This is a genomic window from Terriglobus roseus DSM 18391 (assembly GCF_000265425.1).
Taxonomy (GTDB): Bacteria; Acidobacteriota; Terriglobia; order Terriglobales; family Acidobacteriaceae; genus Terriglobus; species Terriglobus roseus.
The window spans coordinates 4,711,273-4,736,640 of sequence record NC_018014.1; the positions used below are offsets into that span (position 1 = coordinate 4,711,273).

At 62.1% G+C, this 25,368-nt stretch carries 25 protein-coding genes; 17 read left to right on the forward strand and 8 right to left on the reverse strand.

What is annotated here, in order from left to right:
- Positions 1 to 59: 59 nt before the first annotated feature.
- The 3 genes from TERRO_RS19460 (at position 60) to asnS (ending at position 3,605) form a co-directional block, all read left to right on the forward strand.
- Entirely contained in the window at positions 60 to 878 is an 819-nt protein-coding gene (locus tag TERRO_RS19460; protein WP_014787422.1) for an SGNH/GDSL hydrolase family protein, read from the forward strand.
- Positions 879 to 954: 76 nt separating this feature from the next.
- Positions 955 to 1,812 carry a sugar phosphate isomerase/epimerase family protein gene (locus tag TERRO_RS19465; RefSeq protein WP_014787423.1) on the forward strand — a complete coding sequence of 286 codons (858 nt, stop codon included), beginning with the start codon at positions 955 to 957 and terminating at the stop codon, positions 1,810 to 1,812.
- Between the two features lie 443 nt (positions 1,813 to 2,255).
- On the forward strand, positions 2,256 to 3,605 hold the full coding sequence (asnS, locus tag TERRO_RS19470; RefSeq protein ID WP_014787425.1) for an asparagine--tRNA ligase: 1,350 nt from the start codon (positions 2,256 to 2,258) through the stop codon (positions 3,603 to 3,605).
- Between the two features lie 53 nt (positions 3,606 to 3,658).
- On the opposite strand, the gene TERRO_RS19475 is transcribed toward asnS, so the two are convergent.
- Positions 3,659 to 4,360, reverse strand: coding sequence for a Rossmann-fold NAD(P)-binding domain-containing protein (locus tag TERRO_RS19475; RefSeq protein ID WP_014787426.1), 702 nt, complete (start codon positions 4,358 to 4,360; stop codon positions 3,659 to 3,661).
- Between the two features lie 170 nt (positions 4,361 to 4,530).
- On the opposite strand from TERRO_RS19475, the gene TERRO_RS19480 reads away from it, so the two are divergent.
- From TERRO_RS19480 to TERRO_RS19505, 6 genes are all read left to right on the forward strand, one after another.
- Positions 4,531 to 6,036, forward strand: coding sequence for a carboxylesterase/lipase family protein (locus TERRO_RS19480; protein WP_014787427.1), 1,506 nt, complete (start codon positions 4,531 to 4,533; stop codon positions 6,034 to 6,036).
- Between the two features lie 80 nt (positions 6,037 to 6,116).
- On the forward strand, positions 6,117 to 6,410 hold the full coding sequence (locus TERRO_RS19485) for a hypothetical protein (protein ID WP_014787428.1): 294 nt from the start codon (positions 6,117 to 6,119) through the stop codon (positions 6,408 to 6,410).
- Between the two features lie 17 nt (positions 6,411 to 6,427).
- On the forward strand, positions 6,428 to 7,126 hold the full coding sequence (gene queC, locus TERRO_RS19490) for a 7-cyano-7-deazaguanine synthase QueC (protein ID WP_014787429.1): 699 nt from the start codon (positions 6,428 to 6,430) through the stop codon (positions 7,124 to 7,126).
- Between the two features lie 111 nt (positions 7,127 to 7,237).
- Positions 7,238 to 8,353 carry a tetratricopeptide repeat protein gene (locus TERRO_RS19495; RefSeq protein ID WP_014787430.1) on the forward strand — a complete coding sequence of 372 codons (1,116 nt, stop codon included), beginning with the start codon at positions 7,238 to 7,240 and terminating at the stop codon, positions 8,351 to 8,353.
- A gap of 113 nt (positions 8,354 to 8,466) precedes the next feature.
- Complete coding sequence (gene lepB, locus TERRO_RS19500) at positions 8,467 to 9,267, forward strand: signal peptidase I (RefSeq protein WP_014787431.1); 801 nt, start codon at positions 8,467 to 8,469, stop codon at positions 9,265 to 9,267.
- Positions 9,268 to 9,272: 5 nt separating this feature from the next.
- The gene (locus TERRO_RS19505; RefSeq protein ID WP_014787432.1) at positions 9,273 to 11,030 is read left to right on the forward strand and encodes an AsmA family protein; all 1,758 of its coding nucleotides are present in this window, start codon (positions 9,273 to 9,275) and stop codon (positions 11,028 to 11,030) included.
- A gap of 27 nt (positions 11,031 to 11,057) precedes the next feature.
- On the opposite strand, the gene TERRO_RS19510 is transcribed toward TERRO_RS19505, so the two are convergent.
- Positions 11,058 to 13,487, reverse strand: a complete 2,430-nt coding sequence (locus TERRO_RS19510) for a gluzincin family metallopeptidase (protein ID WP_014787433.1) — start codon at positions 13,485 to 13,487, stop codon at positions 11,058 to 11,060.
- 19 nt (positions 13,488 to 13,506) lie between these two features.
- Positions 13,507 to 14,298, reverse strand: coding sequence for a 23S rRNA (guanosine(2251)-2'-O)-methyltransferase RlmB (rlmB, locus tag TERRO_RS19515; protein WP_014787434.1), 792 nt, complete (start codon positions 14,296 to 14,298; stop codon positions 13,507 to 13,509).
- A gap of 155 nt (positions 14,299 to 14,453) precedes the next feature.
- On the opposite strand from rlmB, the gene TERRO_RS19520 reads away from it, so the two are divergent.
- From TERRO_RS19520 to TERRO_RS19530, 3 genes are read left to right on the forward strand one after another with little or no spacing between them, the layout of a single operon-like run.
- Positions 14,454 to 15,164: an RNA polymerase sigma factor gene (locus tag TERRO_RS19520; RefSeq protein WP_014787435.1), complete on the forward strand. Its 711-nt coding sequence runs from the start codon at positions 14,454 to 14,456 to the stop codon at positions 15,162 to 15,164.
- A 2-nt stretch (positions 15,165 to 15,166) separates the two neighbouring features.
- A complete protein-coding gene (locus TERRO_RS19525) occupies positions 15,167 to 15,550 on the forward strand; it encodes a hypothetical protein (RefSeq protein WP_014787436.1) in 384 nt (127 codons plus the stop codon).
- Entirely contained in the window at positions 15,550 to 16,092 is a 543-nt protein-coding gene (locus TERRO_RS19530) for a zinc ribbon domain-containing protein (RefSeq protein WP_014787437.1), read from the forward strand. Before TERRO_RS19525 ends, TERRO_RS19530 begins: the two co-directional genes overlap by 1 nt.
- Here TERRO_RS19530 and TERRO_RS24020 read toward each other — a convergent pair.
- Entirely contained in the window at positions 16,089 to 16,388 is a 300-nt protein-coding gene (locus TERRO_RS24020) for a type II toxin-antitoxin system RelE/ParE family toxin (protein WP_014787438.1), read from the reverse strand. The two genes, TERRO_RS19530 and TERRO_RS24020, sit on opposite strands and share 4 nt — an antisense overlap.
- 445 nt (positions 16,389 to 16,833) lie before the next feature.
- On the opposite strand from TERRO_RS24020, the gene TERRO_RS19545 reads away from it, so the two are divergent.
- Both TERRO_RS19545 and TERRO_RS19550 read left to right on the forward strand, forming a co-directional pair.
- Positions 16,834 to 18,915 carry a M13 family metallopeptidase gene (locus TERRO_RS19545; RefSeq protein WP_014787440.1) on the forward strand — a complete coding sequence of 694 codons (2,082 nt, stop codon included), beginning with the start codon at positions 16,834 to 16,836 and terminating at the stop codon, positions 18,913 to 18,915.
- A gap of 136 nt (positions 18,916 to 19,051) precedes the next feature.
- The gene (locus tag TERRO_RS19550; RefSeq protein ID WP_014787441.1) at positions 19,052 to 19,456 is read left to right on the forward strand and encodes a hypothetical protein; all 405 of its coding nucleotides are present in this window, start codon (positions 19,052 to 19,054) and stop codon (positions 19,454 to 19,456) included.
- 73 nt (positions 19,457 to 19,529) lie between these two features.
- Here TERRO_RS19550 and TERRO_RS19555 read toward each other — a convergent pair whose 3' ends face one another.
- The 3 genes from TERRO_RS19555 to TERRO_RS19565 all read right to left on the reverse strand — a co-directional run bounded on the left by TERRO_RS19555 (position 19,530) and on the right by TERRO_RS19565 (position 21,714).
- Entirely contained in the window at positions 19,530 to 19,973 is a 444-nt protein-coding gene (locus tag TERRO_RS19555; RefSeq protein ID WP_014787442.1) for a DMT family transporter, read from the reverse strand.
- A 59-nt stretch (positions 19,974 to 20,032) separates the two neighbouring features.
- Complete coding sequence (locus tag TERRO_RS19560; RefSeq protein ID WP_157178454.1) at positions 20,033 to 20,710, reverse strand: YdeI/OmpD-associated family protein; 678 nt, start codon at positions 20,708 to 20,710, stop codon at positions 20,033 to 20,035.
- Positions 20,711 to 20,871: 161 nt separating this feature from the next.
- Positions 20,872 to 21,714, reverse strand: coding sequence for an alpha/beta fold hydrolase (locus TERRO_RS19565; RefSeq protein WP_014787444.1), 843 nt, complete (start codon positions 21,712 to 21,714; stop codon positions 20,872 to 20,874).
- 296 nt (positions 21,715 to 22,010) lie between these two features.
- Between TERRO_RS19565 and TERRO_RS19570 the strand changes: the two genes are divergently transcribed.
- From TERRO_RS19570 to TERRO_RS19580, 3 genes are read left to right on the forward strand one after another with little or no spacing between them, the layout of a single operon-like run.
- Complete coding sequence (locus tag TERRO_RS19570) at positions 22,011 to 22,805, forward strand: tetratricopeptide repeat protein (protein ID WP_014787445.1); 795 nt, start codon at positions 22,011 to 22,013, stop codon at positions 22,803 to 22,805.
- Positions 22,806 to 22,850: 45 nt separating this feature from the next.
- The gene (locus tag TERRO_RS19575; RefSeq protein WP_014787446.1) at positions 22,851 to 23,225 is read left to right on the forward strand and encodes a RidA family protein; all 375 of its coding nucleotides are present in this window, start codon (positions 22,851 to 22,853) and stop codon (positions 23,223 to 23,225) included.
- Between the two features lie 28 nt (positions 23,226 to 23,253).
- On the forward strand, positions 23,254 to 24,513 hold the full coding sequence (locus tag TERRO_RS19580) for an aminotransferase class V-fold PLP-dependent enzyme (protein WP_014787447.1): 1,260 nt from the start codon (positions 23,254 to 23,256) through the stop codon (positions 24,511 to 24,513).
- 3 nt (positions 24,514 to 24,516) lie between these two features.
- Here TERRO_RS19580 and TERRO_RS19585 read toward each other — a convergent pair whose 3' ends face one another.
- Positions 24,517 to 25,350 (reverse strand): class I SAM-dependent methyltransferase, encoded by an 834-nt coding sequence (locus tag TERRO_RS19585; RefSeq protein WP_014787448.1) that lies wholly within the window; start codon positions 25,348 to 25,350, stop codon positions 24,517 to 24,519.
- Positions 25,351 to 25,368 lie beyond the last annotated feature (18 nt).

The following is a 25,368-nucleotide window of genomic DNA, read 5'->3' on the forward strand; positions in this document are numbered from 1 at the left end:
CGGCGTTGCATGCACGCGCGGGACTTCGTACACTGGCGAACCACAGGGGTATCCGCTTCATGATTCGTTCTCTCGCTATCGCTTCCGCGGCTGCATTAACGTCCTGCCTTGCTCTGAACGCACAAAGCACTACTGCCGTCGCTCCCGCCCCAACGACGACCTCCGTGTCTGCGCCGCAGCCCATCGATCCCGTTCTGACGAAGGATCCCGGGACGCTGACACCGGTTGAGATCAAGGGACTGCAGACGAAGCTGGCGGACTATGCTCAGCTGGCGCGGTACCGCGAGGAGAACAAGACGCTGGCGGCAGCGGAGCCGGGCCGTGTGGTCTTCTATGGCGACAGCATCACGGACGGCTGGTCGCACCGTAACAAGGCCGTTCCCTTTTTTCCGGGTAAGCCGTACATCAACCGTGGCATCGGTGGGCAGACCACGCCGCAGATGGTGATCCGCTTTCAGCAGGACGTGATCGCGTTGAAGCCTGCCGCGGTGCTGATCCTGGCGGGAACGAATGACATCGCGGGCAACACTGGCATCGCATCGCCCGAGAGCACGCAGGACAACCTGCGGTCCATGGCGGAACTGGCGAAGGCGCATGGCATCAAGGTCATCCTTGCCAGCGTGTTGCCGGCGGACGATTACCCCTGGCGCCGCGGCCTTGGGCCTGCCGAGAAGATCCGCACCATGAATGCGTGGATCCAGCAGTACTGCGCGGCCAACGGCTTTACCTATCTGGACTACTACACGGCGCTGACGACACCGGCGGGCGGTATGAAGCCGGGCACGGCGATCGACGGTGTGCATCCCACGCCGGAGGGTTACGCCATCATGGCGCCGCTGGCACAGGCTGCCATTGACCGCACGTTAGCGGCTCGCTAAGCGCCGCCAGCCCGTCCATGGCGGGAACCATGGCTGGTGCTCCGTCCGCTCCCGTCACCTGCTATCGTTTTGGGTGATGATGAAGCGTTCCATCAGTACCCACGTGTTTTTGCAGCAAAGACTTCACGCCGGCCTGCTGGATGCGATGGTGGGCGCCGGCGCGCAGTCGATTGAGCTGTTCGCCGCTCGGCACCACTTCGACTATGTCGACCGCACCGAGGTGAAGGAACTGGCCAAGTGGTTCCGCAGCAACGACTGCCGTGCCACGCTGCACCAGCCCATCTTTGACGGACGCGGCGCGAACTGGAGCAAGCATGTGCCGCCGTCGATCAACCTGATTGACGTCGAAAAGACGCGACGCATCGATGCGATGGATGAGGTCAAGCGCGCGCTGGAAGCAGCGGAACAGATCGACATCGACAGCATCGTGTTGCACCTGGGGACGCAGAACGACACCTGGAACGAGCGGACGCTGGATATTTCGATGACGGCCATCGAGCACATCAAGGCCTTTGCCGCGCCGCTTGGCGTGAAGACGCTTATCGAGACCCTGCCCAACGACGTGACCACGCCGGAACACCTGATGGAGATGCTGCGCATCGGCCACCTGGATTCGGTGAACGTATGCCTCGACGTTGGCCACATGAATCTGCACGGCATGGGCGGCGTTGCGTCTGCCTTTGAGATCCTGGGCGATCGCATCAAGCAGTTGCACCTGCACGACAACGGTGGCGAGAAGGATGAGCACTGCTGGCCGGGAGAAGGCACCGTCAAGTGGGACGAGGTTCGCGCCGGCATCGCCGCGCTGAAGCTGCCGCCTACCGGCACGCTTGAGATCCGCTATGAGCCGGAGATGGATGCGAAGACCATGAGCGCCAACGCTGCCAAGGCATTCCACATGCTGGAGCAGCCCGTGCCTCAGCCGCAGTCCTGACCGCGCAGCAGGCAAAAAATCAAGGGCAACATGCGGGGTGCGCATGTTGCCCTTGTTCATTGCGACGGTCAAGACTGCCGTCTGAATTGTCTGCGTTCTAAGCTTCGCTGGTGCCGCTGAGCGAAGCGACAGCACAGGGAAGCAGCAGCATCGTGAGGAAGGCAAGTGCAACAAAGAAGTCGTACATGTGTTTTCTCCGGTTCTGCGGACGAGATACGATGCCCCCTCCTGCAAAACCAGAATCGCTCGTTTGCTGCTCTGTTGCCATCGCCCAAAGGCGTGCCGGCAATATCGTTCGTGTAGTTGCCGTGACGCCTTCCCGCTCCGAGCTACCACCAACGGGGCAGTCGGTAGGAGATGGAAAGCAACTGTTTGCTTTCCCCTGCCGCTGACATGCGCCATCGCGGTCGAACTTTTCAGCCGGGCATACACTGGACAGTGTCATGAGCACTGAAAACACCGCACCCATCACATCCATTGCAAACATCGGCACGCACGTTGGCCAGACGGTCACCGTCCGCGGCTGGCTTTATAACCTGCGGGCCAGCGGCAAGCTGCTCTTCCCGATCTTTCGCGACGGCACCGGCACCATCCAGGGCATTGTGCCCAAGGCTGCTGTGTCCCCTGAGGTCTTCGACACACTGAAGGATCTGCAGCTTGAGTCGAGCCTGACGGTGACCGGCAAGGTGCGTGCGGATTCGCGCGCGCCCAGCGGCTACGAGCTGGACGTGGAAGATGTGAAGGTGCAGCAGGCCGTGCGGGCCGACCAGCCCTTCCCCATCACGCTGAAGGAGCATGGCCCGGACTTCCTGATGGAGCATCGCCACCTGTGGATGCGCACGCCGCGCCAGTCGGCCATTCTGCGTGTGCGCGCGACCATCATGCGCGCTGCTGCCGAGTTCTTCGACACGCAGGACTTCACCCGCACCGATCCGCCCATCCTGACGCCCGCCGCGTGCGAAGGCACCAGCGAACTGTTCGAGATGAAGTACTTCGACGAGGGCAACGCCTACCTGACGCAGAGCGGCCAGCTCTACATCGAGGCCACCGCGCTGGCGCTTGGCAAGGTCTACAGCTTCGGCCCGACCTTTCGCGCGGAGAAGAGCAAGACGCGGCGCCACCTGACCGAGTTCTGGATGATCGAGCCGGAGGTCGCTTATGCCGACCTGGATGACCTGATGGTGCTGGCGGAGAACTTCCTGACGCACATCGTCACCCGCGTGCTGGAGAAGCACCGGATTGACCTGAAGACGATCACCGGCGCGGAAGACAAGGCTGCAAAGCTCGAGAAGATCAGCGCGCCGTTCCCGCGCGTGAGCTATGACGATGCGCACGCGATGCTGGAGAAAGCCTTCGCGGAAGGCCTGATCGAGAAGCCGCACGTCTATGGCGATGACTTTGGAGCGCCGGACGAGACGTACATCTCCAACCAGTTCGATCGGCCCGTGATGGTGCATCGCTACCCGGCAGAGGTGAAGGCGTTCTACATGCAGCCGGACCCGAAGGATCCGACGAAGGCCCTGTGCGTGGACGTGCTCGCACCCGAGGGCTACGGCGAGATCATCGGCGGATCGCAGCGTGTGGACGACTATGACCTGCTGAAGGAACGCATCCTGTCCCACGGCCTGCCGCTGGAAGCCTTCGAGTGGTACCTGGATCTGCGCAAGTATGGCAGCGTACCGCATAGCGGTTTCGGCATGGGTATCGAGCGGTGCGTCGCCTGGATCTGCGGCCTGGACCATGTACGCGAGACGATTCCGTTCGCTCGGACGCTGAACCGGATCTATCCGTAGCGCAGTCTTTGTGCTGGGTCTTAGTTGTTAGTGCTTGAGCTTCTTACTAACAACTAAGACTGATTTCCGTGCGCCAGCCGGTTGATCGCACCGGTATTCCAGTAGCGCTCCGCGGGTGTTTCACGCACGGCGCGAAGCATGGCGCGGCCTACGGTTTGCGTGTTTGTGGCGAGCTTCGGGAAGCGGCCCAGCAGCATAATCAGCGGGTAGAGCGCACGGTACAAGAGGTTGTAGAGCTTCACCTTCGACTGGATGCCGTTCTTCGGCACGATGATTCCCGGGCGGAACATATACGCCGCGCGAAAGGGCATCGACAGCAAGGCATTCTCCGTTGCGCCTTTTACCCGCGCCCACATGGTTTTGCTGCGTACGTTCGTCCCCTCACCCGAGACATAGATAAACACCATCGTGGGATTCTGCCGGGCAAGCACTCGCGCGGCGGCCAGTGTCAGGTCGCGTGTGACGCGTGTGTACGCCGCCTCTTTCATGCGAAAGGAAGAGACGCCCAGCGGGAAGAAGCACGCGTCGAAGCCGGTGAGTTCCTGGGCGATGGGCGTGAAGTCGAGATCGGTGAAGACGTCAGGCCGGACGAGTTCGCGCAGCTTCGGACTCTTGCGGTCCACCGCGCCGTCCACCGAACGGTCGAGCGCGCTGCGGCCTACGCAGAGCACCTCAACTACCTCGGGGTCTAACAAGCACTCCCGAAGGACGCCCTGCCCTACCATGCCGCTGGCGCCAAAGATTACGATTCGCATTCGCAATCCGATGCAGCGAGAGAGGTGCGAGATTCCTATTTACACCGGACGCAGGACCTCGGTGCTTATGGCTCTATAAGTAATGACACGGAATCCCGTTTCGGGACTATGCTCACTCCGGACGATGTCACCGCGTTATCATCGCCTCGCGTTGATTGGTGAGGTGTGGGATGCGTCGGTGTGCAGCGTGGATGATGGGCCTGGTGGCTTCGGTGGCAGTGGCGCAGGCGCCGGTGAAGACAGAGAGCGGCGACCTGACCGGCGTGCGCAGCGGGAATGTTCGCACTTATCTTGGCGTCCCGTTCGCCGCGCCTCCGGTCGGCAACCTTCGATGGAAGGCGCCCCAGCCGGTCGTTCGCAGCGCTGCAGTGCTCGCCGCGGACAAGCCGGGACCGGCGTGCGTGCAGGTTCTGTCGCGCAGTCATCTGCCGTGGACCGAGGCCTTCATGGTGCAGAACAACGCGAGCGAAGACTGCCTCTCCGTTAACATCTGGGCGCCGGCCAAGGGTGGCAAGCACGCCGTGCTCGTCTTCTTCCATGGCGGCGCTTTTAACGAAGGCTCCAACAGCATTGCCAGCTACGACGGCACAGCGCTCGCCGAGCATGGCGTGATCGTGGTCGACGCGAACTACCGCCTGGGCATCCTGGGCTATCTGGCAACGACGGCGCTGGCGGAAGAGTCCGGCCACGGCAGTGCAGGAAACTACGGCCTGGCCGACCAGATCGCAGCGCTGGGCTGGGTGCAGCGCAACATCGCGGCGTTCGGCGGCGATCCTGCGCGGGTGACCATCGCGGGTCAGTCAGCGGGCGCGCAGAGCGTTGCGCAACTGATCGCATCGCCGCGTGCGAAAGGTCTCTTCGCAGGGGCCATCATGAACAGCGGCCCACCGGTGTGGCCGGCGACCTCGATCACCCGGCTACCCGAAGCCGAGGCGGCCGGCGACAAGTTTACGCAGGCGCACGGCGGCAGCCTGGCGGCGCTGCGAGCCATGGCTGCAGAAGACTTGTTGAACGCGAAAGACGCTCCACCCCGGAGGCCGGTTGTGGACGGATGGTGGCTGACCGAAGAGCCGGGTGATGACCTGCGTACTCCGGTCGGCAGCGACGTGCCGGTCCTGGCAGGCTGGAACGCCGACGAGGGTGGCACTGCCGTGCCGAACGGCAAGACCGCAGACGCGTATCGTGCGGATGCCGAGAAAAAGATGGGCGCGGACGCTACACGCTTCCTGAAGCTGTACCCGGGCGAGGATGATGCGCAGGCCGCGAAGTCGCAGGTGACCGCAGCACGCGATCGCAACTACGCCATCGCCGCCCTCTATGCGGACGCCTACGTTCGCCGCCGCGCCTCCGAGGTTTATCTGTACGACTTCAGCCGGGTGCCCCCCTGGAAGGCACATCCGGAGTTTGGCGCACACCACACGGCCGAGCTGCCGTACTTTTTCGGCACGCTGGATCGCGTGAAGGATCGCGACTACGACGCGACGGACCGTGCGGTCAGCCGTGAGGCGGTGGCGGCATGGGTCGCTTTTGCAGAAAGGGGCAGGCCGGGGCCGCCATGGGTACTGGCACACAACGGCGGCGGTCCATTTAACGTGCTGGGCGACACCTTCAAGGTAGAGTCGAAGCTGGACAGCCTGCGCGCCGCGTTCTGGAAGTCGATTCTGTCGAAGCCGTAGCGTCCACATCCCTTCCAGGTGCGGGCACCCGCTCCGGCGGTGGGTGCGTCTTACGAGATCTGGAAGTGGAGGCAATCAGCATGGCAGAGCGCGATGAAGACGATTTTGTAACGGTGGCGAGCTACTCGGAAGTGGGCGAGGCAGCCCTGGCGCAGAGCGTGCTGGACGGAGCGGGCATCGACTCGTTCCTTTCGGGTGAGGAAGCAAACATCCTGCTGCCGATGAGCGGTGCACGCCTGCAGGTGAAGGTCGCCGATGTGGAGACTGCGCGAGAGCTGTTGAACACTGTCGCCACCACCACCGATGAGAATGGCGTGGACCGTGGCAGCACGCCTGCGGGCGCTGCCCTGGCCGATAACGGCGACGACCTGTAGCGCCGTAGAATCGAAGGATGAGTTCCCAGGCAAATCCTCGCGACAAAGCGGTCGTCTGCCTCTCCGGAGGCATGGATTCGACGGTCTGCGCGACACTTGCGGCCCGCGACTACGACGCCTACGCGCTGCACTTCTCTTACGGCCAGCGGACGGAGGCGCGTGAGTTGCGCTCCGCTCGTGGCGTTGCGGAGGCGCTTCGCTTCAAACAGTTCCTGCCGTTGCGGATGGATCTGTTCCGCCAAATCGGCGGCTCTGCGTTGACTGACACCTCGATCGCCGTGCCAGACGCGCCGGCCGAAGATTCGACGATTGGCGATGCGATCCCGGTAACCTACGTCCCCTTTCGCAATGCGCACTTCCTCTCTGCCGCGGTCAGCTGGGCAGAGGTCATTGGCGCAAAGGTGATCCTGATCGGAGCGGTCGAGCAGGACAGTTCCGGCTACCCGGATTGCCGGCCGGCCTATTACGACGCCTTCAACGCGTTGATTCGTCAGGGCACAGCTGTGGGCGATATTCGGGTGGAAACACCACTGATTCAAATGCGCAAGCGCGATATCGTGGCACTGGGTGTTGAACTTGGTGCGCCGTTACATGTAAGTTGGTCCTGCTACTCAGGCGAGGAGTTCGCCTGCGGCGTGTGCGAAAGCTGCGTGCTGCGGCTGCGGGCATTTCGGGAAGCTGGCACCACCGATCCCATCCCGTACGCTCAGACCTGACGAGCCGAAACCCGGGCCGCGAACCGCCCATTTCAAGGGCGCAACAATGCCCACAAGATTGCGTTTGAACCCATGGGACGGTCACTGCGCCGCCCAGCCAAGGAGTACGACATGAACCGCCGCTTCCTTTCCTCTACCGCATTGCTGGCAATGCTCTCGCCGGCCGCCATCGTTCTCGCGCAGGCTCCCGCACCGGGCAGCATCCACGGCCACGTGCAGAACGCCGCCGGCATGGCTCAGAACACCGGTGAGGTCAAGCTCACGACCGATCGTAACCCGGACGCCAAGGCACGCAAGTACCAGTACACCTTCCCCGTCGACGCGAATGGTGATTACAAGGGTTCGGACATCGCCCCGGGCAAGTACATCCTCTTCTACATCGTGAAGGGTGACTCGGTCGACTTCATCGACAACGTCGAGATCAAGAGCGGCGTTGACCTGGCACAGAACGACGACATGACCCGCGAAGAGTTCGTGAAGGCCATGACGCCCGAAGCGAAGAAGCAGATCGAAGAGTTCAAGAAGCAGAATGCTGCCACGATGGCCGCGAACAAGGCCGTTGGCAACATGAACGCGCTGCTTACCCAGGCTCGTGAGAACGAAAAGGCCGGCAAGTACGAAGACGCCGTCACCGAGATGCAGCAGGCAACCGCGCAGGGCCCGAACGAAGCCATCCTTTGGCTGGAACTGGGCAATGCACAGCTCGGCGCCAAGAAGTTTGACGATGCCGTCGTCTCCTTCCAGAAGGCCGCTGATCTGAATGCTGCCAGCAAGAAGCCGAACCCGGCTGTCTCCGGCAGCGCGTACAACAACATGGGCCAGGCGCTGGTCGCCGGCAAGAAGTCGCAGGAAGCTCTTGCAGCCTATGACAAGGCCGCTGCGGCTGAACCCGCGAAGGCAGCGACCTACTACTACAACGAGGCTGCCGTGATGTACAACGCCGGCGCGCATGACCAGAGCGCTCAGGCTGCCGACAAGGCCATTGCCGCTGATCCGACCAAGGCGGATGCGTATTACATCAAGGGTCAGAGCCTGATCGACAAGGCTTCGATCGACTCGAAGACCCAGAAGATGACGGCACCGGACGGATGCCTGGAGGCGTACCTGAAGTATCTCGAGCTGGCGCCCACCGGCTCCCACGCTGCGGACGTCCAGGGCATCGTGAGCGCCTTCGACCAGAAGCAGGTCTCGGACTTCAAGGCGAACGCCAAGAACAAGAAGAAGTAGTTCAACAAGGCAGGAACAGGACGGCCCCGGAGCGATCCGGGGCCGTTCTGTTTGCGGCACCCGGCGAGACCTTTCGGCGTTAGGGCCTTTGCCGCGATAGACTAAATCCCGTCATGGAAGAGAACACACTGGTCCCAGCGACCGCAGCGGAAGAGCGGCACGAGACCCTGCCAGAGTCCCTAGCCGGACTCGCATACGTTCTGGTCATCGGCCTGTTTGTGATGACGTTTCTCTTCCAGAACTTCGCGATTCCCTCCGGCTCCATGGAGAAGACGCTGCTGATTGGGGACCACGTGGTGGTCGACCGCATCACGCTGGCACCCCGCACCATGTGGATGCCGCTGGAACACCAGCGCCCCGTGCAGCGCGGCGATGTTATCGTCTTCGTCAAACCGAACACCGAGATTCCGGACATGATCCTGGTCAAGCGCGCCATCGGCCTACCCGGCGACCGCATCCACCTGGAGCACGGCATCCTGTACCGCAACGGTGAGCGCGTGAATGAACCACAGATCTCGCTGCCCGACGGATCCGAAGGCCACGACTACGAGACGGCACGTGATGACTTTCCGCGGGATCTGGAAGGCATTGCCGCAGATGCCGCGAACAACAACGCCGCCGGTTGGTCGCTTGAGATCCGGAACCATGTTCAGAACGGCGAACTGATCGTTCCGCCGAATTCCGTCTTCGCCATGGGCGACAACCGACTGCAGAGTCTCGACAGCCGTTTCTGGGGCTTTGTGCCGATGCAGAACCTGATTGGCCGCCCCATGTTCGTCTACTGGTCCTTCATCACGCCGTCCGACCAGGAATACAAGACGGGTGCCAGCAATTCGCTCGCGTGGATCGGCCATGAAGTGACCCACTTCTTCAGCGATACACGTTGGAAGCGGACCTTCCACCGGATACAGTAGGGCGCATGCAGAGCAGTACGCCCCAGGTGCACGAAGAAGACGCCCCGCTGTGGACGCCGGTACGACGGCGCCGAGCCACCTACGTGGCAACGGCGGTACTGCTGCTGACGCTGCTGATCATTCTGCCGCCCTACATCTCCATCAGCCACTACCAGCGGCGCGTAGCCGCGGCAATCTCCGGCGCCCTGGGACGCCCGGTGCACTTCTCCAGCATCCAGATGCACGTGCTCCCGCTGCCGGGCTTCACGATCAAGTATCTGGTGGTAAGTGAACTGCCGGAGTTCGGATCGGAGCCTGTCATGGTCTCCGATACCGTCGAGGCACGGCTCCGCATCAGCTCCCTCTGGCGCCGCCGCATCGAGGTCTCGCAGATCTCCCTGGAAGCGCCCAGCATCAACCTGGTCCGCCGGACTGACACTGGCCGCTGGAATCTGCAGGGCATTGTCACGCAGGCGTCGCAGATCAGTTCCGCTCCCACGGCACAGGCCAAAGCAGGCGATGCTCCGCGTTTCCCTTACATCCAGGCTACGGACGCTCGACTGAACATCAAGAACGGCGATAACAAGCTCCCGTTCAGCGTGAAGGAAGCCCAGTTCTCGCTCTGGCTGCCGGAAGAGAGCGAGTGGCACCTGCGCTTCAGCGGCAAGCCCGTCCGTACCGATACCGACGTAAGCGACGTGGGCCTGCTGCGGGTTGAAGGCACGCTGGGACGTGCAGCCGATCTCTCCGCCACTCCCGTCGACATGCAGGCGAGCTGGAAGCCGACGCCGCTGGGCGAGGCGGGCAAGCTGACCGTTGGCCGTGACATGGGCTGGCGCGGCGAAGCATCTGCCGCCGCCACTCTGAAGGGCACACTGGCCCAGGCCAAGCTGTCGGGCGACCTGCACCTGCTGGCGCTGCGCCGGGCCGACTTTGTGCCGGAGAACACGGCCGAGATCAACGCGCACTGCGAAGCCACCACCGCCGGGCTGCTGCGCAGTCTGCACGACATCAAGTGCGCCGTGCCCACCGACGAAGAGACCTCGATCTTTAGCGCCATGGAATTTCTGCGGCGCACCGTGCCTACCGGCCACGACCTGCCGGACGCATCCGCGAAACCCGGCGTGCTGTTGTTGCGGGGCGACGTTCCGGACGTCATGCACTGGGAGAGTGTGAATCTGCAGGCTTCGTTGAAGAACGCACAGGCGAACTACGCGCTGGCGTGGCTGCGGCTCTTTTCCAAGCGAATCCCACGCAATGCGGGCCTCGGCGGCACCGTCGACCTGACCGCCTGGAAGGAAGACAACGGCTCGGCGAAGGATCGCTGGGGCGGCACACTGGTCTGCGCGTGCACGCTGCCGCCGCCGCCCGTTGTAAAGGGAGAGCCCGCGACAGCAGGGGCAACCAGCCAGCAGGCGAATCGCTGGAACCTGGTGCTGACCTACGGCGCGCTCGGCGTTCGTGGAGAAACACCGGCTGGCGCCATCACCGTGAATGCCTACCGCCCGTCCCCAACGGACGCAGGCAGGCCCGGAACGACCATCCCGAAGATGGCAGGCGACGAAGCTGTCTCCGGCCAGCTCGGACCGAACGGCTACACCCTGATCTACAGCACACGGGCGACTGCAGAGCAGGCAGCGGCGCTGTTGCCGCCACTGGGCGATGGTATGCCTGCACTCGATACGAGCACTGCCCTGGAGGCCGAACGCACCTGGGGCGGTCCGCAGACATGGACGGTGGCAGCACCCGTCAAGCCGGAACCACGCGCACGCCGTCGCCGCTAGTCGCCACTGCGGCCGCTTCGCGCTGAGTTAGTGTTGTGCGGGAAGACTCGTGATCGTTCGGCGGTGCGTTGTAGCGCGAAGCTCCGGCACGGAGCCGTCATTGACGACAACCTCCTGCGGATCCGCCTCAAAGGGCACACGGATGGTCGCGCGGCCGTGGGCCGGCACGCGCAGCGGTAGCGTGTTCATCAGGTCGCCCGCGCGAACAGTCACGGGAACTTCCGCGTCGGCATCGCCTGCATTCTGAACTTCAACCGCCACCAGCCAGGATCCGATCGCGGGTGCAATCCGGTCGCCAGGCGTGATGGGCTTGCGCTCCGCCTCATAGGTCGGATCGCCGACCTGCGGCACCGGCTCTGCGCCGATGGGACCGCCGACCGCCTTTCGAGCCGGCAGGTAATCGATCGGAGCATTCCGCTCGACGCGGCGCGGCGCGATGGTGACGATACTCAGGTCAGGCAGTGTATGGCCCGTGTCGATCCAGCTCCGGAAGAACCACCCCAGGTCTCGCTTGCCGGCGACCTGCTGCAGCATCTCTTCCATGTCCTTCGTCTCGGTCGCGGATGCGTGTAGAGAGGTTGCGTCCGCAGCTTGCCCTTGGCCATTCGACGGTGCAAGGCGCTGACGCCAGCCCGAGATGGCCTGCTGCAGGCCGCCGTCACCGAGCATGCCGCGCAACATCTCGAAGACGTAAGCGGCGCGGTCGCGCGCACATGCCGGGTCGGCGCAGGCAGCAAGGGCCGGGACCGCCTGTGTGGTGAATGCATCCTGAGACGAGGACGAGACCGGCTCTGCAACCGGAGCAGCCTGCGCCTGCAGCCCTGCGGCGTTGGCAGCGAGGCCGCGGAGGGCCACTGCCCTGCCCTGGGATCGTTCCGTCCAGACCGTCTGCAGGAAGGTAGGGATGCCCTCGCGTAGCCACGCGGCTTCCAGGTTTGGCGGCATCCACGCAGCAGCTACGGGCTGCACCAGTGTGGCGGCCAGCGCGGCCGCGGGTGCCGTTCCCAGGTGTGCAACGAGAAGTGTGCCGTCCGAGAAGCCAGCAGCGCCGGGAATCGGGAGGTCGAGCACATCGATCGAGGAGAGAGGCGCTGCGCCCAGCCACTCCGACATCATGGGTCGCAGCCGTGTCGCGGCTTCGCCCAGTGCTGCGACCGTGTCCGCACGGTCGGTCACGACGCGCAGGAGGCCGTTGGCGGCGGTGTGTGGCTCGCCCTGCCCGATAAAGAGGGATGGCGTGTGCGGCCCCAAAATTTTACGGTTCCAGCTCGCTGTGACCACACCCATTTCCGTCGGATCGGGCGATGCGCCACTGAGACGATTCAAAACCGCGCGCTGGCCGCAAAAAAACGCCGCTTCGGGGCGGTTTCCGGTGTATTCCAAGGTCAAATCCAGCCGAAAACTGCTCGCAGCATCCGCAAGCCGAGCAGCCGCAACAGCCTGCGGGACCGCCTCGCCATTCCGCAACAAAGCCGCCGGCGCAGTCACCGGATACCAGAGGACATCGCCCATGCCGCGCAGGCCCGTGAAGGTGTCTGTAACGGTGTCCCAGTCGGTGAGGGCGGCACGGCCTTCGGGCGCGCCCATGGCGGTCAGCCGGCCTGTGCTGGCGTTAATCGTGCCGCCGTAATACAGGTCGAGGGCTACCGTTGCACCGGGCGCGACCAGGTCCGGCAAGGTCAAAAGCAGCTCCGTACCAACGCCAGTGTGATCGAGGTCATCGGCGATGTGGTGCTGCTCGAGTGCGAGCGGGGTGTTGCCCGCACGGGCGCTCTCCCAGTGCAAAGCGCCGGAGACGCGGAGCGGCAGACGCGTCATGGCAGTCGTGCCGGTGTTGCGAACGACGAGTTGCGCGCGGGTCTCGACCGCGACGGTGTGGGAGTTCAGGTGGAGGTCGAGAGAGGTACTTACGATCTGCGGCGCGGTGCGCTCGGCTGCTGTGACTTTGGCAGACGCGGCGAGGTCAGCTGCGGTGACGACGATCTCTTCTGCCTGGGGGCTGCTGCTGGAGACGGTCTCGGCGGGGGCTTCGGTCACGACGGCCGGCGGCGCGGGGGCTGCAGTTTCGTCTGGGGCGTCTGTCCGGCGCTTGAGTGTGCGGCGGTTGCGATTGCTGGAGGAGACGCCTGGCTTTCCGGTCGGCTGCGGTGTCGCCGTTTCGGGCGTTGGCACGGTTTGTGCTGGATCCGGGTCCGGGGCGGCTGCCGGTTCGTGCCGTTCAAAGAGCACCTTGCCCTTGGGCAGAGGTGGCTGCGGATCGGCGGGCGCACTCTGCTGCTGAGCGCTGCAGGCCACCGTCGCAAGTGCGAGCGCGCCGAAGATCCGGGTGCCCCACAGCCTGAGGGGGCGGGGAGTCTTATTGCGAACAACAGGTGCGATCTGCGACGCGGGAACCCATGTCTCAGGATCGAGACGTGGGGCGCCCGAGACGGCGTGATTTGGCTTGCTATGGAACATTTTCACCAGTGAACCCGAGCTATGAGCCCAGGCCCTTCCTTGGCTTGGACGGCTTGGGTGCGGCTTCGGCACCGGCCGGTGCGGCGGCCCGGCGGCGCTGGCGAGCGGCCTCGTACATAACGACAGCGCCTGCGACCGACACGTTCAGCGACGGCACGGCACCCGCCATGGGCACCCGCAGCAGGAAATCGCAGGTGCGCTTGGTCAGGTCGTGTAGCCCGGCGCCCTCGCGACCGAGTACCAGAGCGACATCGGTGTTGAAGTCGAACTGGTCGTAGTCCATGGTGCCGCGTTCATCCAGACCGATGATCCAGATGTTCTGCTTTTTCAGGTCTTCGAGCGAACGGACGAGGTTGGTGACTTTTGCGACGCGAACGTGTTCCGTTGCGCCCGCACTGGCCTTGGCGACGGCGCCAGTGATGGGAGCGGAGCGACGTTCCGGGATCAGGACGCCGTCGACGCCGGCACCGTCGGCCGTCCGCAGCAGCGCACCCAGGTTGTGCGGGTCTTCGACACCGTCCAGCGCCAGCAGGAAACGCTTTGCCGCAACGGGCTTCAGCAGGTCTTCAATGGTCAGCGCCTTGCGCTCGCGCAGGAAAGCGACGGCTCCCCCATGATTCTCGCTGCGGCTCATCCGTTGCAGTTCCTCACGGCTGGCCGAGCTGACGCGGATCTTTTCTGAGCGGCACAGGTCCATCAGCGCGGCCACGCGGGGGTTGGGCGGCCCGGACAGCACGGTGACGTGATCGAGATCGGCCGGCCTCATGCGGACGGCTTCCGTTACGGGATGTACACCAAAGATGATTTCCATGAGCAATACCGGTCGACCACGCGTGTGCGCAGTTTGCCGAAGATGATCTCCACCCATCAAGTCTACTTGTTACAAATCGTTACCCACAGCGCCAGATAGCCGCTCCTATAATCGCGCCAGCGACCCCCTACGCACTTGAATTTCGAGGCGACACCATGCTGGAAGAAAAATCTTTCGCTGTCCGCGTCTTTCCCGCACAACATCGCGTCAACAAGGGCGTGCAGACCCTGCCCATGACGGCGGCCATGATCGAGGCGAATGAGGCGGAAAACGCTGACATTGCGCGTGGATTGAAGCGCCAGGATCCGGAGCTGCTGGATCGCCTGATTGAGACGTATCAACACCGCCTGATGCGCTACCTGACCTTTCTGACGGGCAAACGCGAGGTCGCGGAAGACCTGTTTCAGGAGACCTGGATGCGTGTGCTGATGCGTGGCGGCCAGTACAACGGCAAGGCCCGGTTCGATACCTGGCTGTTTACCATCGCCCGCAACCTGGTCATCGATCTGTCGCGCAAGCGCACCATGGCTTCGCTGGACGAACTGCAGGATCCGACCAAGGACGAGCGGCCGTTTGAGATCGCCATCGATGGACCTTCGCCGTTTGAGCAGTTCTGCTCGCGCGAGGACGCCGCCGAAGTGAGTGCCGTACTTCTGGAATTACATGCCAGCTATCGTGAGGTGCTGGTGCTACGCTTCCACGAGGAGATGGCTCTGGAAGAGATCGCCGCGGTAACGCGGGCTCCGCTGTCGACCGTGAAATCGCGGCTCTACCGCGGATTGGCGACGTTGAAGCCACAGCTTGAAAAGCTGCGGCGCGAGCGGAACCAGGGTCGCAAACCGGCTGTCACCGGAGGGTTCTGTTGAGCATGGCGCTATCAGACGACCAGCACGTAGCTCGAAAGGGATTCGATGCACGTGCCTCGGTCGTGAATCGTACGCACCGTATTGTGCGTGCGCGGGCGGTCGCCATGCAGGCACGCAAGCGCACGGTGCGCGATTTGATTGTGCCTTTTGCGATCTGCTCGACGATTCTGCTGTTGATCGCAACCGCTGTGTGGTCCCTGGGCGATGAAGGCCTGGCTGAATTCCAGGACGGCGTTGGTAAGCGAATTCTTGAGCTTGGCGGAGATGCAGGCAATTCCATCAGCATTGTGCTGGTGTGGTTTCTCCCCCTGTCCGTGATCACGGCTGCGATCGTGATGCTTCGTCGAAGCCGCAACCAGGATCGCAACGATGAGGTGCAGCGCTAATGGCCTGGGAGACCGATCCGCAATCGCGTCCGGACGTGGAAGATGGCAGCAGCGATCTGAAGATGATCCCGCTGTGGTCTGTGATCCTGTCGCTGGTCGTCTTTTCGGGTGTGCAGGTGCTCAACTTCTGGGGCCGGCAGGCCTCCATGCCGCACCGCAACCCGGTGATGCACGTTGTGGGCAGCTATAGCTGGGGCGCTGCGCTGGCGAGCTATGTGCTGCTGATCGGCTACATCAGCCGCGACGTGAAGCGCCGCAACATGAGTGCCGGCATCTGGATGTTGATCGTGCTGGTGATGCCCGGCGGCATTGGCGCGATTGTGTACTTCCTGCTGCGGCAGCCAATGATGACTCGTTGCCCGTCTTGCCGGACGGAGGTCGCCAGCGGCTTCCATTTCTGCCCGCAGTGCCGTTTCCAAATGAAGCCGGTGTGCGGTCAGTGCTTCCGCGGCGTCCACATTACGGACGTGTTCTGCGTTCAGTGCGGTCATGACCTGACCGGGGATGACATGCCCGCACGGCTGCGATCGTATAGCGACTAGCGAAACCCATGGTCTCTTCCTGCGTAATGCACTGGCAGGATCTGCACCGACTCTGGTGTCACACGGAAGATCAGCGTGACTCGCCCCTTTGCTGCGCCGACCGTACGCACTCCGGGTCTTTCCGGCACGCGTGGAGTACCTCGCACGGGAGCGAATTGAAGCGTGAAGCAGTCTCTTACGACTGTTTCTGTGAATGCATCTGCCCGATCGGGGCCGTCCTGCTTCGCAATGTACGACCAAATGGAAAGCAGGTCGTTGCTGGCGGACTTCGTGAAGCTTACCCGGTGTCGCTTCATGCGCCCCGAGCGGAACGCCGGTGAGCTGCAAGGTCATTACGGACGGCCTCTGCTGAGAGAGTGTCCTCCTCTCCTCGATCGAGTCGGTCAATCAGTTCTGGTATCCCCGCAAGCATTTCGTCGAACGACCCAAGCGGCTCGACGGGCAATTGACTCCACAGCTCTTGCTCTTCCACTGCGTGGAGCACAGCAGCTTCCTGCGACTGAAACTCCCCGGTCCTGACCCGCGCACGAATGCGTTCCATCAAAGAAGTCGGCACTTGGATACTGACGATCTCTATCTCCGGGCTATTGTCGACACGTGACATGAGCGGAACCTCGCTGACATCATCTTAGCGGCGACACCTTCGCTGGCGCACGTAAGATTCCGCCTGCCATCCTCCGGCGTGGTGCGTACTTGATACAACAGATCAGCGGAAGCTTTCTTCTTCTGGAGTTGTCAATCATGCGTCATGTTCTGCAGGCGGTATCTGCCGTTGCCTTAACGTCCCTTTCCCTTTCCATCGCGGCGCAGACGCCCGCTGCTTCCCCTGCGCCGGCGGCCGCGGCGATCCAGGTGCCGCTGGAGAAGCTGCCCTACTCGCCTGTGCTGAATGTGAACAATCTGGATCGCAGCGTGAATCCCTGCACGGACTTCTACCAGTTCAGTTGCGGCGGCTGGATGAAGAACAATCCCATCCCGGCGGACCAGTCTTCCTGGAGCGTCTACGGCAAGCTGGGCTATGACAACCAGCAGTTTTTGTGGGGCATTCTGCGCGATGCCGCTGCCATGAAGGATCGCAATCCGAACCAGCAGAAGATCGGCGACTATTTCGCAGCGTGCGTCGACGAGACGGCGGTCGACAAGCGTGGCGACGCCCCGATCCAGCCTGTGCTGACGCGCATTGCCGGCTACAAATCGCGCGAAGCGCTGCTGCGCGATCTTCCTGCCTTTGCCGCCGATGTGGATGGATCGTTCTTTTTCAATGCCGGATCGACGCAGGATCCTGAAGACTCGGACAAGGTCATTGCCGAGCAGAGTGCCGGCGGCCTGGGCCTGCCCGACCGCGACTACTACCTGAAGACCGATGCCAAGAGCGTCGAGATCCGGCAGAAGTATGTTGCCTATATCGCTCAGTTGCTCAGCATGAGCGGCGAACCGGCCGCGCAGGCAAAGGCGGATGCGGAAGCTGTTCTGAAGCTGGAGACGGCGCTGGCCACCGCTTCCCTATCGCGCGTCGACATGCGGGATCCGTACAAGACCTTCCATAAGTTGACCCTGGCAGATCTGCAGAAGCAGGTGCCCGCGGTGGACTGGACTGAGTTTTTCAAGCGTTCTGGCGCGCCCACCTTCACGACGATGAACATTCAGCAGCCCGCTCTGAACGCTGCTTTGCAGACGGTGCTGACCACGACTTCGCTGCCAGCGTTGCAGGCGTATGAGCGCTTCCACGCGTTGACCAATGCTGCGCCTGCGATGAGCAAGCCCTGGCAGGATGCGCAGTTTGCATTCAACAGTCACTATCTGCGCGGCACGCCCACGATGGCTCCGCGTTGGCGTCGCTGCACCGCACAGGTCGATCGGTTCCTGGGTGAGGCTCTTGGACAGGAGTTTGTCCGCCGCACCTTCTCCGCCGACACCAAGGCGAAGACCTTGCTGATGACCAAGGGAATCGAAGACCAGATGAAGCTGGAGATTGAGCAACTGGATTGGATGAGCCCCGCGACCAAGGCCGAGGCGCTGAAGAAGTTGAGCACCATTCGCAACAAGGTGGGCTATCCCGATACTTGGCGCGACTATAGCGCGTTGAAAATTGATCGCACCGACTATTTCGGCGACCTGCATCGTGCGAATGACTTCGCCAGCCGGCGTGAGTTCGGCAAGATTGGCAAGCCGATGGATCGCAACGAGTGGGGCATGACGCCGCCCACGGTCAATGCGTATTTCGATCCACAGAACAACGACATCAACTTCCCAGCGGGCGTGTTGCAGCCACCGCTCTACGACCCCAAGGAAGATGAAGCGGTGAACTACGGCAACACGGGATCGACGATCGGCCACGAGTTGACGCACGGTTTCGACGATGAGGGCCGCCAGTTCGACGCGAAGGGCAATCTGCGTGACTGGTGGACGAAGGATGATGCCAAGGGATTCGAAGACCGCATCAACTGCGTGCGCGACCAGTTCGCGACGTACACGGTCGTCGATGACATCCACATCAACAGCAAGCTGACGAGCGGCGAAGACGTTGCGGACCTTGGCGGTACGCTGATTGCATACCTCGCCTGGCGAGACGCAACAAAGCTGCAGCGGCTGGCGCCAGTTGAGGGTTTCACGCCGGATCAGCGGTTCTTCATCGGGTTTGCACAGTGGGCCTGCGAGAACAAGCGGCCAGAGGAACAGCGTGTGCGTGCGGCGACCGACCCGCACTCGCCTGGTGAAGCGCGGATCAACGGCATCGTGACGAATCTGCCGCAGTTTGCTACTGCCTTCAACTGCCCGAAGACTGCGCCCATGGTGAAGGCGAATGTGTGCAAGGTCTGGTGATAAATAAGGTGTGATGGTTGCCATCGCGGAATAATGCGTTTCAGGCAACATCACACCGCGACCTTCCCTCCAAGGGAGTGTTCTTTCCAATGCTGCTGGAGAACGACGCAGCCGTTGTTGGAAGAGAGGGAGCTCGATGAAGATGAATGCCCGTTTTGCCGCTGTAGTTCTTGGCGCCGGCCTGTTCCTGGTACCGGCAGTTACGATTGCGCAGGGACCGCCGCCGGGCGCTGGCTATGGCCAGGGTGGCTACGGTCAAGGCGGCCCCGGCTACGGACAGAGACCGGGTGGGCCCGGAGGCCCGGGTGGATGGGATGCTCCGCCGTCCGACTACACGCGTGATATCCAGCGCAATGGCTTCCGCGACGGAATGCAGGGAGCACAGCGTGACTTCGATAATCGTCGTCGGCCAAATGTAAATAATCGCGACGAGTATCGAAACTACCGTGGACCCGAGCGCCGCGTTTATCGTCAGGCATTTGATCGCGGTTACCGCGCCTGGTGGGATCACTCGCGTATGGGTGGACGTCGGCCTTACTAGGTCGTCCCTGTCAATATCAAGATGCGACGGCCCGTTCTCTTCGGAGAATGGGCCGTTGTCTTTCTAGCGAGGCTTAAAACCTGGCGACCAACCAGACGCCACACACCATCAGGGCGCCACCGAGGAGGCGCATGGGCGACGCTGTATGCGGCCTCATGCCGATCAATCCAAAGTGATCGAGCAGAATACTTACGATGACGGATGCCGTGATGCTGATGCCGGTAAAGACTCCAGATCCGAGCTTCTGGGCGAGCATGAGTCCAACGACGGTCGCGATGATCGAGATCAGGCCGCCCGTCCATGCCCACCATGGCACGGACGATGTCTGCGCAGAGGATGGCAGCGGCTCACGCAGGAATGCCTGCAGCAGCAGTACGCCAAGCAGACCGGTCGCGTAGACCCACAGTGTCGCCCAGAGTGGCTGAGCGAGCTGGGTCTTCAACGCGGCATTGCTGCCTGATTGAAAGGGATTGGCTGCGCCCGCCACCAAGGCAAATACGATCGCGATCCATTGCATGGATGATTGGACGCAGATCTGCTGGCAATTGTCAGGCGTTGATGGTGGCTTATTCGCTGTTAAGATGCGGTCCGCTTCGGCTGATACTCCTCGTTGAAGCGACGTCCTGCGGCCAGGCGTTCCACGGCCTCCAGCATGCGACGCTCACGCGTCTCCGACCGCTTCGCGGTCGTGATCCATTCGAGATACTCGCGCCTGCAACTGGGCGGGAACGCTTCGAAGTTTCTGGAGGCGACCTTTGACTTTGCGAGCAGTGCCGCGAACTCCGGCGGGACCGGGATGGGAGCCTTGGCGGAGGTGCGTGGCCGGCTGGCGACGGGACTGGTCGCAGCGCCCGTTCGAGCGAGGTCGGCGGCATGCCGTATGTAACCAAGCATTTGCGGGCGTGGCGGCAGATCGTCCATTGATGTGATCCGGCCGAACGAGCCGGAGGCATCCATGCCCTCGATGCCATCAGCCTTCAGCAGCGCTGTCATCTCCGGCGACCAGAAGCCAAAGCCACAGTGCTTCGTGAATGCCGACATCTGGCAGACGAGAACGCCGCTCACCGAAAAGAATGGGCGGCTCCACTTCACTTCTTCGACTGCGTCTGGTGCGGCTTCGTGTACGAGCGCTCGCAACTCGCGCAGAATGGGTTGGGCAAACGGTGCGGCCTTCGCGATCAGCGCATCCACGGCAGAATTCGCACCGTCGACTGCAGGCTTTTTGGTGTTTTTTGTTGACGTGACTGTGGGCATGTTGCGCGCAGTATAGATGCCCGCGACTTCGAGAATCACTCAAAATTATTTAACGACTCGATCAGGTATTCAGGCTAATGCCTTGTCACGTCGGTGCCGCGGGCTACAGGAAACTGCCTCCTGTAGCCCATGGCATCTTGTATCAGACTGCGGTCCTGAACTTACAGAGCTGCCGTGGCGGCCGGACGTCCCAGGAAGGTGAGCAGGTCGTCATTCAGCTTCTGCGGTGCGGTGGCGTTAAGGCCGTGCGGCTCTCCGTCGTACTCGATCAGTTCCGCATTGGCGAGCAGAGACACTGCGCGACGTGCGGAGTTGTCGATCGGCACCGTCTTGTCGCCAGTGCCGTGGATGATCAGAGTCGGGATCGTGATCTTGGCGAGGTCGCCACGGAAGTCGGTCTCGCTCCATGCACGGACAAGCTTGATCGTCGCCATCGGCGATGCCGCCAGGGCCATCTCCTGCGAGAACTCCAGGAACGCCTCAGAGACCGGATGACTTACCAAGCCGACGCCGTAGAACGCCTTACCGAAGGTCTTGAGAAAGTCCGGCCGATCCTTTTCGAGCTTCTCCACGATGCCGTCGAAGGTCTCCTTCGGCAGGCCGTCTGGATTGTCTTCGGTCTTGAGCAGGTAGGGCGTCACAGCGCTGATGAGCACTGCCTTGGCGACGCGCGTGCTGCCGTAAGTGGCGAGATAACGTGCAACTTCGCCGCCGCCCATGGAAAAGCCTACGAGCGTGGCGCCCCGTAGATCCAGCGCCTCCATGAGGTCGTTCAGGTCGGAAGCCAGCGTGTTGTATTCGTAGCCTGTCGCTGCCCAGTCGCTGCGTCCAAAGCCGCGGCGGTCGTAGGCGATGACGCGATAGCCGTTGTCTGCCAGAACGCGCGCCTGCGCCTCCCAGCTGGCGGACGAGAGTGGCCAGCCGTGGATGAGTACGACGGGTGTTCCGGTTCCCCAGTCGTAGTAGTAAATCGCGGTCTTGTCCTTAGTCTGCAGGTAGGGCATGTCAATCTCCTCGAAGCTGTTGGATGCTATGCGTGCGCGGTTATGCTTACACCCCAGCCGCGCCATAAGCGACCGCGCTTCAATCACTTCGGCTTTGCGGTGAGGCTTTTTACTTTGCCGAAAGGCAGATGTTCTGCATTGTGAAAACGGTGGCAACTTCGCCGGGGCAGTCACAATGAGGCTCTCCGCTGATCTGGTGCCGTACTGCGCAGGCGCGGGTGTGGAATTCGCTTGCGAAAAGCGTCCTGTTCGGCGCACTATAACTGTCCTCAGCTCTGGTTTTCCGGAGAGGCGTTATGTTTCCCCCAATTAGAACGGCACTGCTCCTTCTTATCGCTACTGTTCCAGCCTTTGCTCAACAGGCTGCTTCTTCGGTAGCAGGCCCGACCGAAACAGCCGTAGCAACGACCGAGATCAAGCCTCCAACGATCGCCGATCCGGCGCTCGTCCAGCCGCCGAGCGAAGGTATCGGTGATCTGCTGATGGCGCGCGGTCGTTACCTGGCAGCAATCCATGTGTACGAGCAACTGACTCCCACCGCGCCCATCCTGAATAAGCTGGGCATGGCGTGTGAGCACATGCTGATGTTTGAACGAGCAAGGCAAAGCTTCGACGGCGCGCTGAAGCTCAATCCGAAGTATGCCGAGGCTTACAACAATATGGGCACGCTGGCCCACAGCCAAGGCGATCTTAGCCGTGCCGAGAAGATGTATAAGAAGTCGCTGAAGCTGAAGCCGAGCTCCGCAAACACCATGCAGAATCTGGGCGCGCTCTATTACGCGGAGCACAAGTACAAGAAGGGCGACGCAGCCTACAAGGAGGCGCTCGCGATCGACCCGCAGATCCTGGAGCACTCAGCGCACACCGGCATCCAGACCAACACGAAGGCAGACGCGGCCAGCGAGCTGCACTATCACATGGCTATGACCTACGCGCAGGCAGGCAGCCGCGCCATGGCTCTTGACTATCTCCGTAAAGCCATCGGCGAAGGCTTCAACGACCGCAACCGGCTGCTGCATGACAAGGAGTTTGCCGACCTGCGGACGACGGATGTCTTTCTGAAGATGGTCGACGATCTGAAGAAGAACTGACCGGCTCCACTACACTCAAAGGCATCCCGCTTCAAGGAGTGCCCTGTGAGCCGCGAGTACTTCGCACGCAATCCCGACTATCCCTTTGCCGACGCTGTACTCATTGACGGCAAGACCCTGTACCTCTCAGGCCGTATCGGCTTTGTGCCCGGAACAACTACCATTCCTGACACCGTGGAAGCGGAGGCTCACGCCGTGTTGCGAGATCTGCGAAGCGTGCTGGCCATGGCGGACATGACGATGGACGATCTTGTCTCCCTGCAGGTCTTCTGCTCGGATGTTTCATTATGGGAGCCATTCAATGCGATTTATCGCACGTACTTCGCCGGTCCGCTGCCGCCGCGGGCGTTCCTTGGCAGTGGCACGCTGCTGTTTGGTGCACGATTTGAACTGATGGGTATTGCGGTCAAGGATAATTAGCCTAACTATCCCAGATGGATGTGAGGTTATGCTCTCAAGACGATCGCTTGTGAAGAACAGTGGTGCTGCCATGATGGCTGCGAAGTCGCTTGTATTTGCGGCACCCGCGGCTGCAGCTACGGCGACCGGTCCAACTGCGCTGCCGGTTCGTGACCAGTTTGTGACACCGCAGTTTGAGGTGTGCCTGAACAATGCGCGGTGGCATCCATTGAGCAACGGCGCACGCAAGGCGACGGAAGCGTACCTGGAGTACAAGGCCCGCGGCGTCTTCAACCAGAGCAGCCTGACCAGCCCAGCTTCTCTTGCGGTGCGCGCAAGTTTTGCGTCGCTCATCAACGCGCATGCGGATGAGATCGCCTTCGTCAACAGCACCACGGCGGGCGAGAATCAAGTGGTTGCTGCGCTTGGGCTAACGCGGCCTGCGACCTCTGGACCGCAGCCTAACATCGTGACCGACGCGATGCACTTCGAGGGATCGCTCTACCTGTATGGCGAACTGAAGAAGCGCGGTGTCGATGTCCGCATCGTCAAGCCGCGCGGTTGGGCCATCGACAAAGAAGACGTGGAGCGTGCAGTCGATAAGAACACACGCCTGATTGCCGTTTCGCAGGTGTCCTGGATCAACGGCTTCACGCACGATGCGAAGTGGCTTGCGGACCTTGCACACGCGCACGGAGCAAAGCTGTTTCTGGATGCCGTGCAGGCCGCAGGCTGCATGCCCATCGATGTGCGCGCCAGCGGCGTGGACTTCATTGCATCGGCCAGCTACAAGTGGCTGATGGGCGACTTCGGCCTTGGCTTTCTGTTTGCGCGAGCGGACGTGTTGCCCACACTCGAACGCACGCAGTGGAGCTTTCGGCAGTTCCGCGAGATGCAATATCACGCACTCCCCGGAGACGCTCCTGGGCCCTTTCCCGCGACCTTTGATCAACTACAAACAGCGGCAGGACACTTTGAGGTGGGCACGTATGCGAACGCGGTGCTGGCGACGCTAAGCGATTCCCTGCCGTGGATTCAGCGCATCGGCGTGACAAACATTCAGGCTCACGCACACCAGTTGAACAGCACGCTGCGCCGCGAGATGCCGCGGCTGGGCTATGAGTGCATCACGCCCGAAGACGCAGGTGCGTCCATCATCAGCTTCCGCGTGAAAGACGATGCGGCCACGGCATCAAGGCTGAAGAAGGCGAACGTGGATGTCTCGTTGAACCCCGGCCGGATGCGTGTGTCGCCGTCTGTGTACAACAATGAATCGGACATCCAGGCGCTGCTGTCTGCGCTCGCCTGAGTCCTATCGTTTGCGCGCTGTGACGAGCAGATAGGTGTTCGGCACAAGCGTCGCATGTTCTGGATCGGCCGCGATGTTGGCCGAACTCCACAGCTTGACCAGGTCCGCCTCAAGCGCTGACTTGCCCGCATCATCCAGCCGTTCGAAGGCCATCTTTGTGGGTCCGAAGTAAGTTCGGAAGGTGTTCACGGCACCCGCAGCGTTCGTATCCATAACGAAGTTCAGCGGGATCAGGTCCGCCTGGATGTTGTTGAAGCCGGGGGTCAGCCGCTCGCGTGCCTTGTCGGGATCGCCCCACTGCACCGGTGGTGGAACGCCCGGTGGGGGCGGCACGTGCTTTGCCCCGGCGCGGAACATGCGGCCGGTGAAGCTCTCAGGATTCCAGTTGGCCATAGCGAGCAAGCCACCCGGTTTTAAAACTCGAGCCAGTTCTGCGGCCACTCGATCCGGACGCGGTGCGAACATGGCACCGAACATCGTCGTCACGGCGTCGAAGGTGTCATCGGCGTAAGGCATCGCCTCCGCGTCTCCCTCGTCGAACTGGATTGACAGGCCGACTTCTGCGGCACGCTCGCGTGCCTGGTCCAGCAGGTTTGGCGCAATGTCCAGACCGGTGACGATACAGCCGGAGCGAGCCAGTGGCAGCGCCACGTTCCCCGTTCCCGTCGCAACATCCAGCACCTTACTTCCGGACGGAATTGCGAGTCGCTGCACAAATTCCTGTGCGCTGCCGTAGATTGTCTTTGCGATGACGCCGAAGTCACCTGCAATCCAGCTGGCTCGCATCGCCTTCTTGATTTGCTCTATGGGGGGCGTTGTTTGAGGCATTGTGCTCATGCATGCTCTCCTTCGTTC

Excerpts from the sequence above, each read along its gene's own strand:
- TERRO_RS19460 (WP_014787422.1), top strand. The coding sequence starts at position 60 with ATGATTCGTTCTCTCGCTATCGCTTCCGCGGCTGCATTAACGTCCTGC.
- TERRO_RS19465 (WP_014787423.1), top strand. The coding sequence starts at position 955 with ATGATGAAGCGTTCCATCAGTACCCACGTGTTTTTGCAGCAAAGACTT.
- asnS (WP_014787425.1), top strand. The coding sequence starts at position 2,256 with ATGAGCACTGAAAACACCGCACCCATCACATCCATTGCAAACATCGGC.
- TERRO_RS19475 (WP_014787426.1), bottom strand. The coding sequence starts at position 4,360 with ATGCGAATCGTAATCTTTGGCGCCAGCGGCATGGTAGGGCAGGGCGTC.
- TERRO_RS19480 (WP_014787427.1), top strand. The coding sequence starts at position 4,531 with ATGCGTCGGTGTGCAGCGTGGATGATGGGCCTGGTGGCTTCGGTGGCA.
- TERRO_RS19485 (WP_014787428.1), top strand. The coding sequence starts at position 6,117 with ATGGCAGAGCGCGATGAAGACGATTTTGTAACGGTGGCGAGCTACTCG.
- queC (WP_014787429.1), top strand. The coding sequence starts at position 6,428 with ATGAGTTCCCAGGCAAATCCTCGCGACAAAGCGGTCGTCTGCCTCTCC.
- TERRO_RS19495 (WP_014787430.1), top strand. The coding sequence starts at position 7,238 with ATGAACCGCCGCTTCCTTTCCTCTACCGCATTGCTGGCAATGCTCTCG.
- lepB (WP_014787431.1), top strand. The coding sequence starts at position 8,467 with ATGGAAGAGAACACACTGGTCCCAGCGACCGCAGCGGAAGAGCGGCAC.
- TERRO_RS19505 (WP_014787432.1), top strand. The coding sequence starts at position 9,273 with ATGCAGAGCAGTACGCCCCAGGTGCACGAAGAAGACGCCCCGCTGTGG.
- TERRO_RS19510 (WP_014787433.1), bottom strand. The coding sequence starts at position 13,487 with ATGTTCCATAGCAAGCCAAATCACGCCGTCTCGGGCGCCCCACGTCTC.
- rlmB (WP_014787434.1), bottom strand. The coding sequence starts at position 14,298 with ATGGAAATCATCTTTGGTGTACATCCCGTAACGGAAGCCGTCCGCATG.
- TERRO_RS19520 (WP_014787435.1), top strand. The coding sequence starts at position 14,454 with ATGCTGGAAGAAAAATCTTTCGCTGTCCGCGTCTTTCCCGCACAACAT.
- TERRO_RS19525 (WP_014787436.1), top strand. The coding sequence starts at position 15,167 with ATGGCGCTATCAGACGACCAGCACGTAGCTCGAAAGGGATTCGATGCA.
- TERRO_RS19530 (WP_014787437.1), top strand. The coding sequence starts at position 15,550 with ATGGCCTGGGAGACCGATCCGCAATCGCGTCCGGACGTGGAAGATGGC.
- TERRO_RS24020 (WP_014787438.1), bottom strand. The coding sequence starts at position 16,388 with ATGAAGCGACACCGGGTAAGCTTCACGAAGTCCGCCAGCAACGACCTG.
- TERRO_RS19545 (WP_014787440.1), top strand. The coding sequence starts at position 16,834 with ATGCGTCATGTTCTGCAGGCGGTATCTGCCGTTGCCTTAACGTCCCTT.
- TERRO_RS19550 (WP_014787441.1), top strand. The coding sequence starts at position 19,052 with ATGAAGATGAATGCCCGTTTTGCCGCTGTAGTTCTTGGCGCCGGCCTG.
- TERRO_RS19555 (WP_014787442.1), bottom strand. The coding sequence starts at position 19,973 with ATGCAATGGATCGCGATCGTATTTGCCTTGGTGGCGGGCGCAGCCAAT.
- TERRO_RS19560 (WP_157178454.1), bottom strand. The coding sequence starts at position 20,710 with ATGCCCACAGTCACGTCAACAAAAAACACCAAAAAGCCTGCAGTCGAC.
- TERRO_RS19565 (WP_014787444.1), bottom strand. The coding sequence starts at position 21,714 with ATGCCCTACCTGCAGACTAAGGACAAGACCGCGATTTACTACTACGAC.
- TERRO_RS19570 (WP_014787445.1), top strand. The coding sequence starts at position 22,011 with ATGTTTCCCCCAATTAGAACGGCACTGCTCCTTCTTATCGCTACTGTT.
- TERRO_RS19580 (WP_014787447.1), top strand. The coding sequence starts at position 23,254 with ATGCTCTCAAGACGATCGCTTGTGAAGAACAGTGGTGCTGCCATGATG.
- TERRO_RS19585 (WP_014787448.1), bottom strand. The coding sequence starts at position 25,350 with ATGAGCACAATGCCTCAAACAACGCCCCCCATAGAGCAAATCAAGAAG.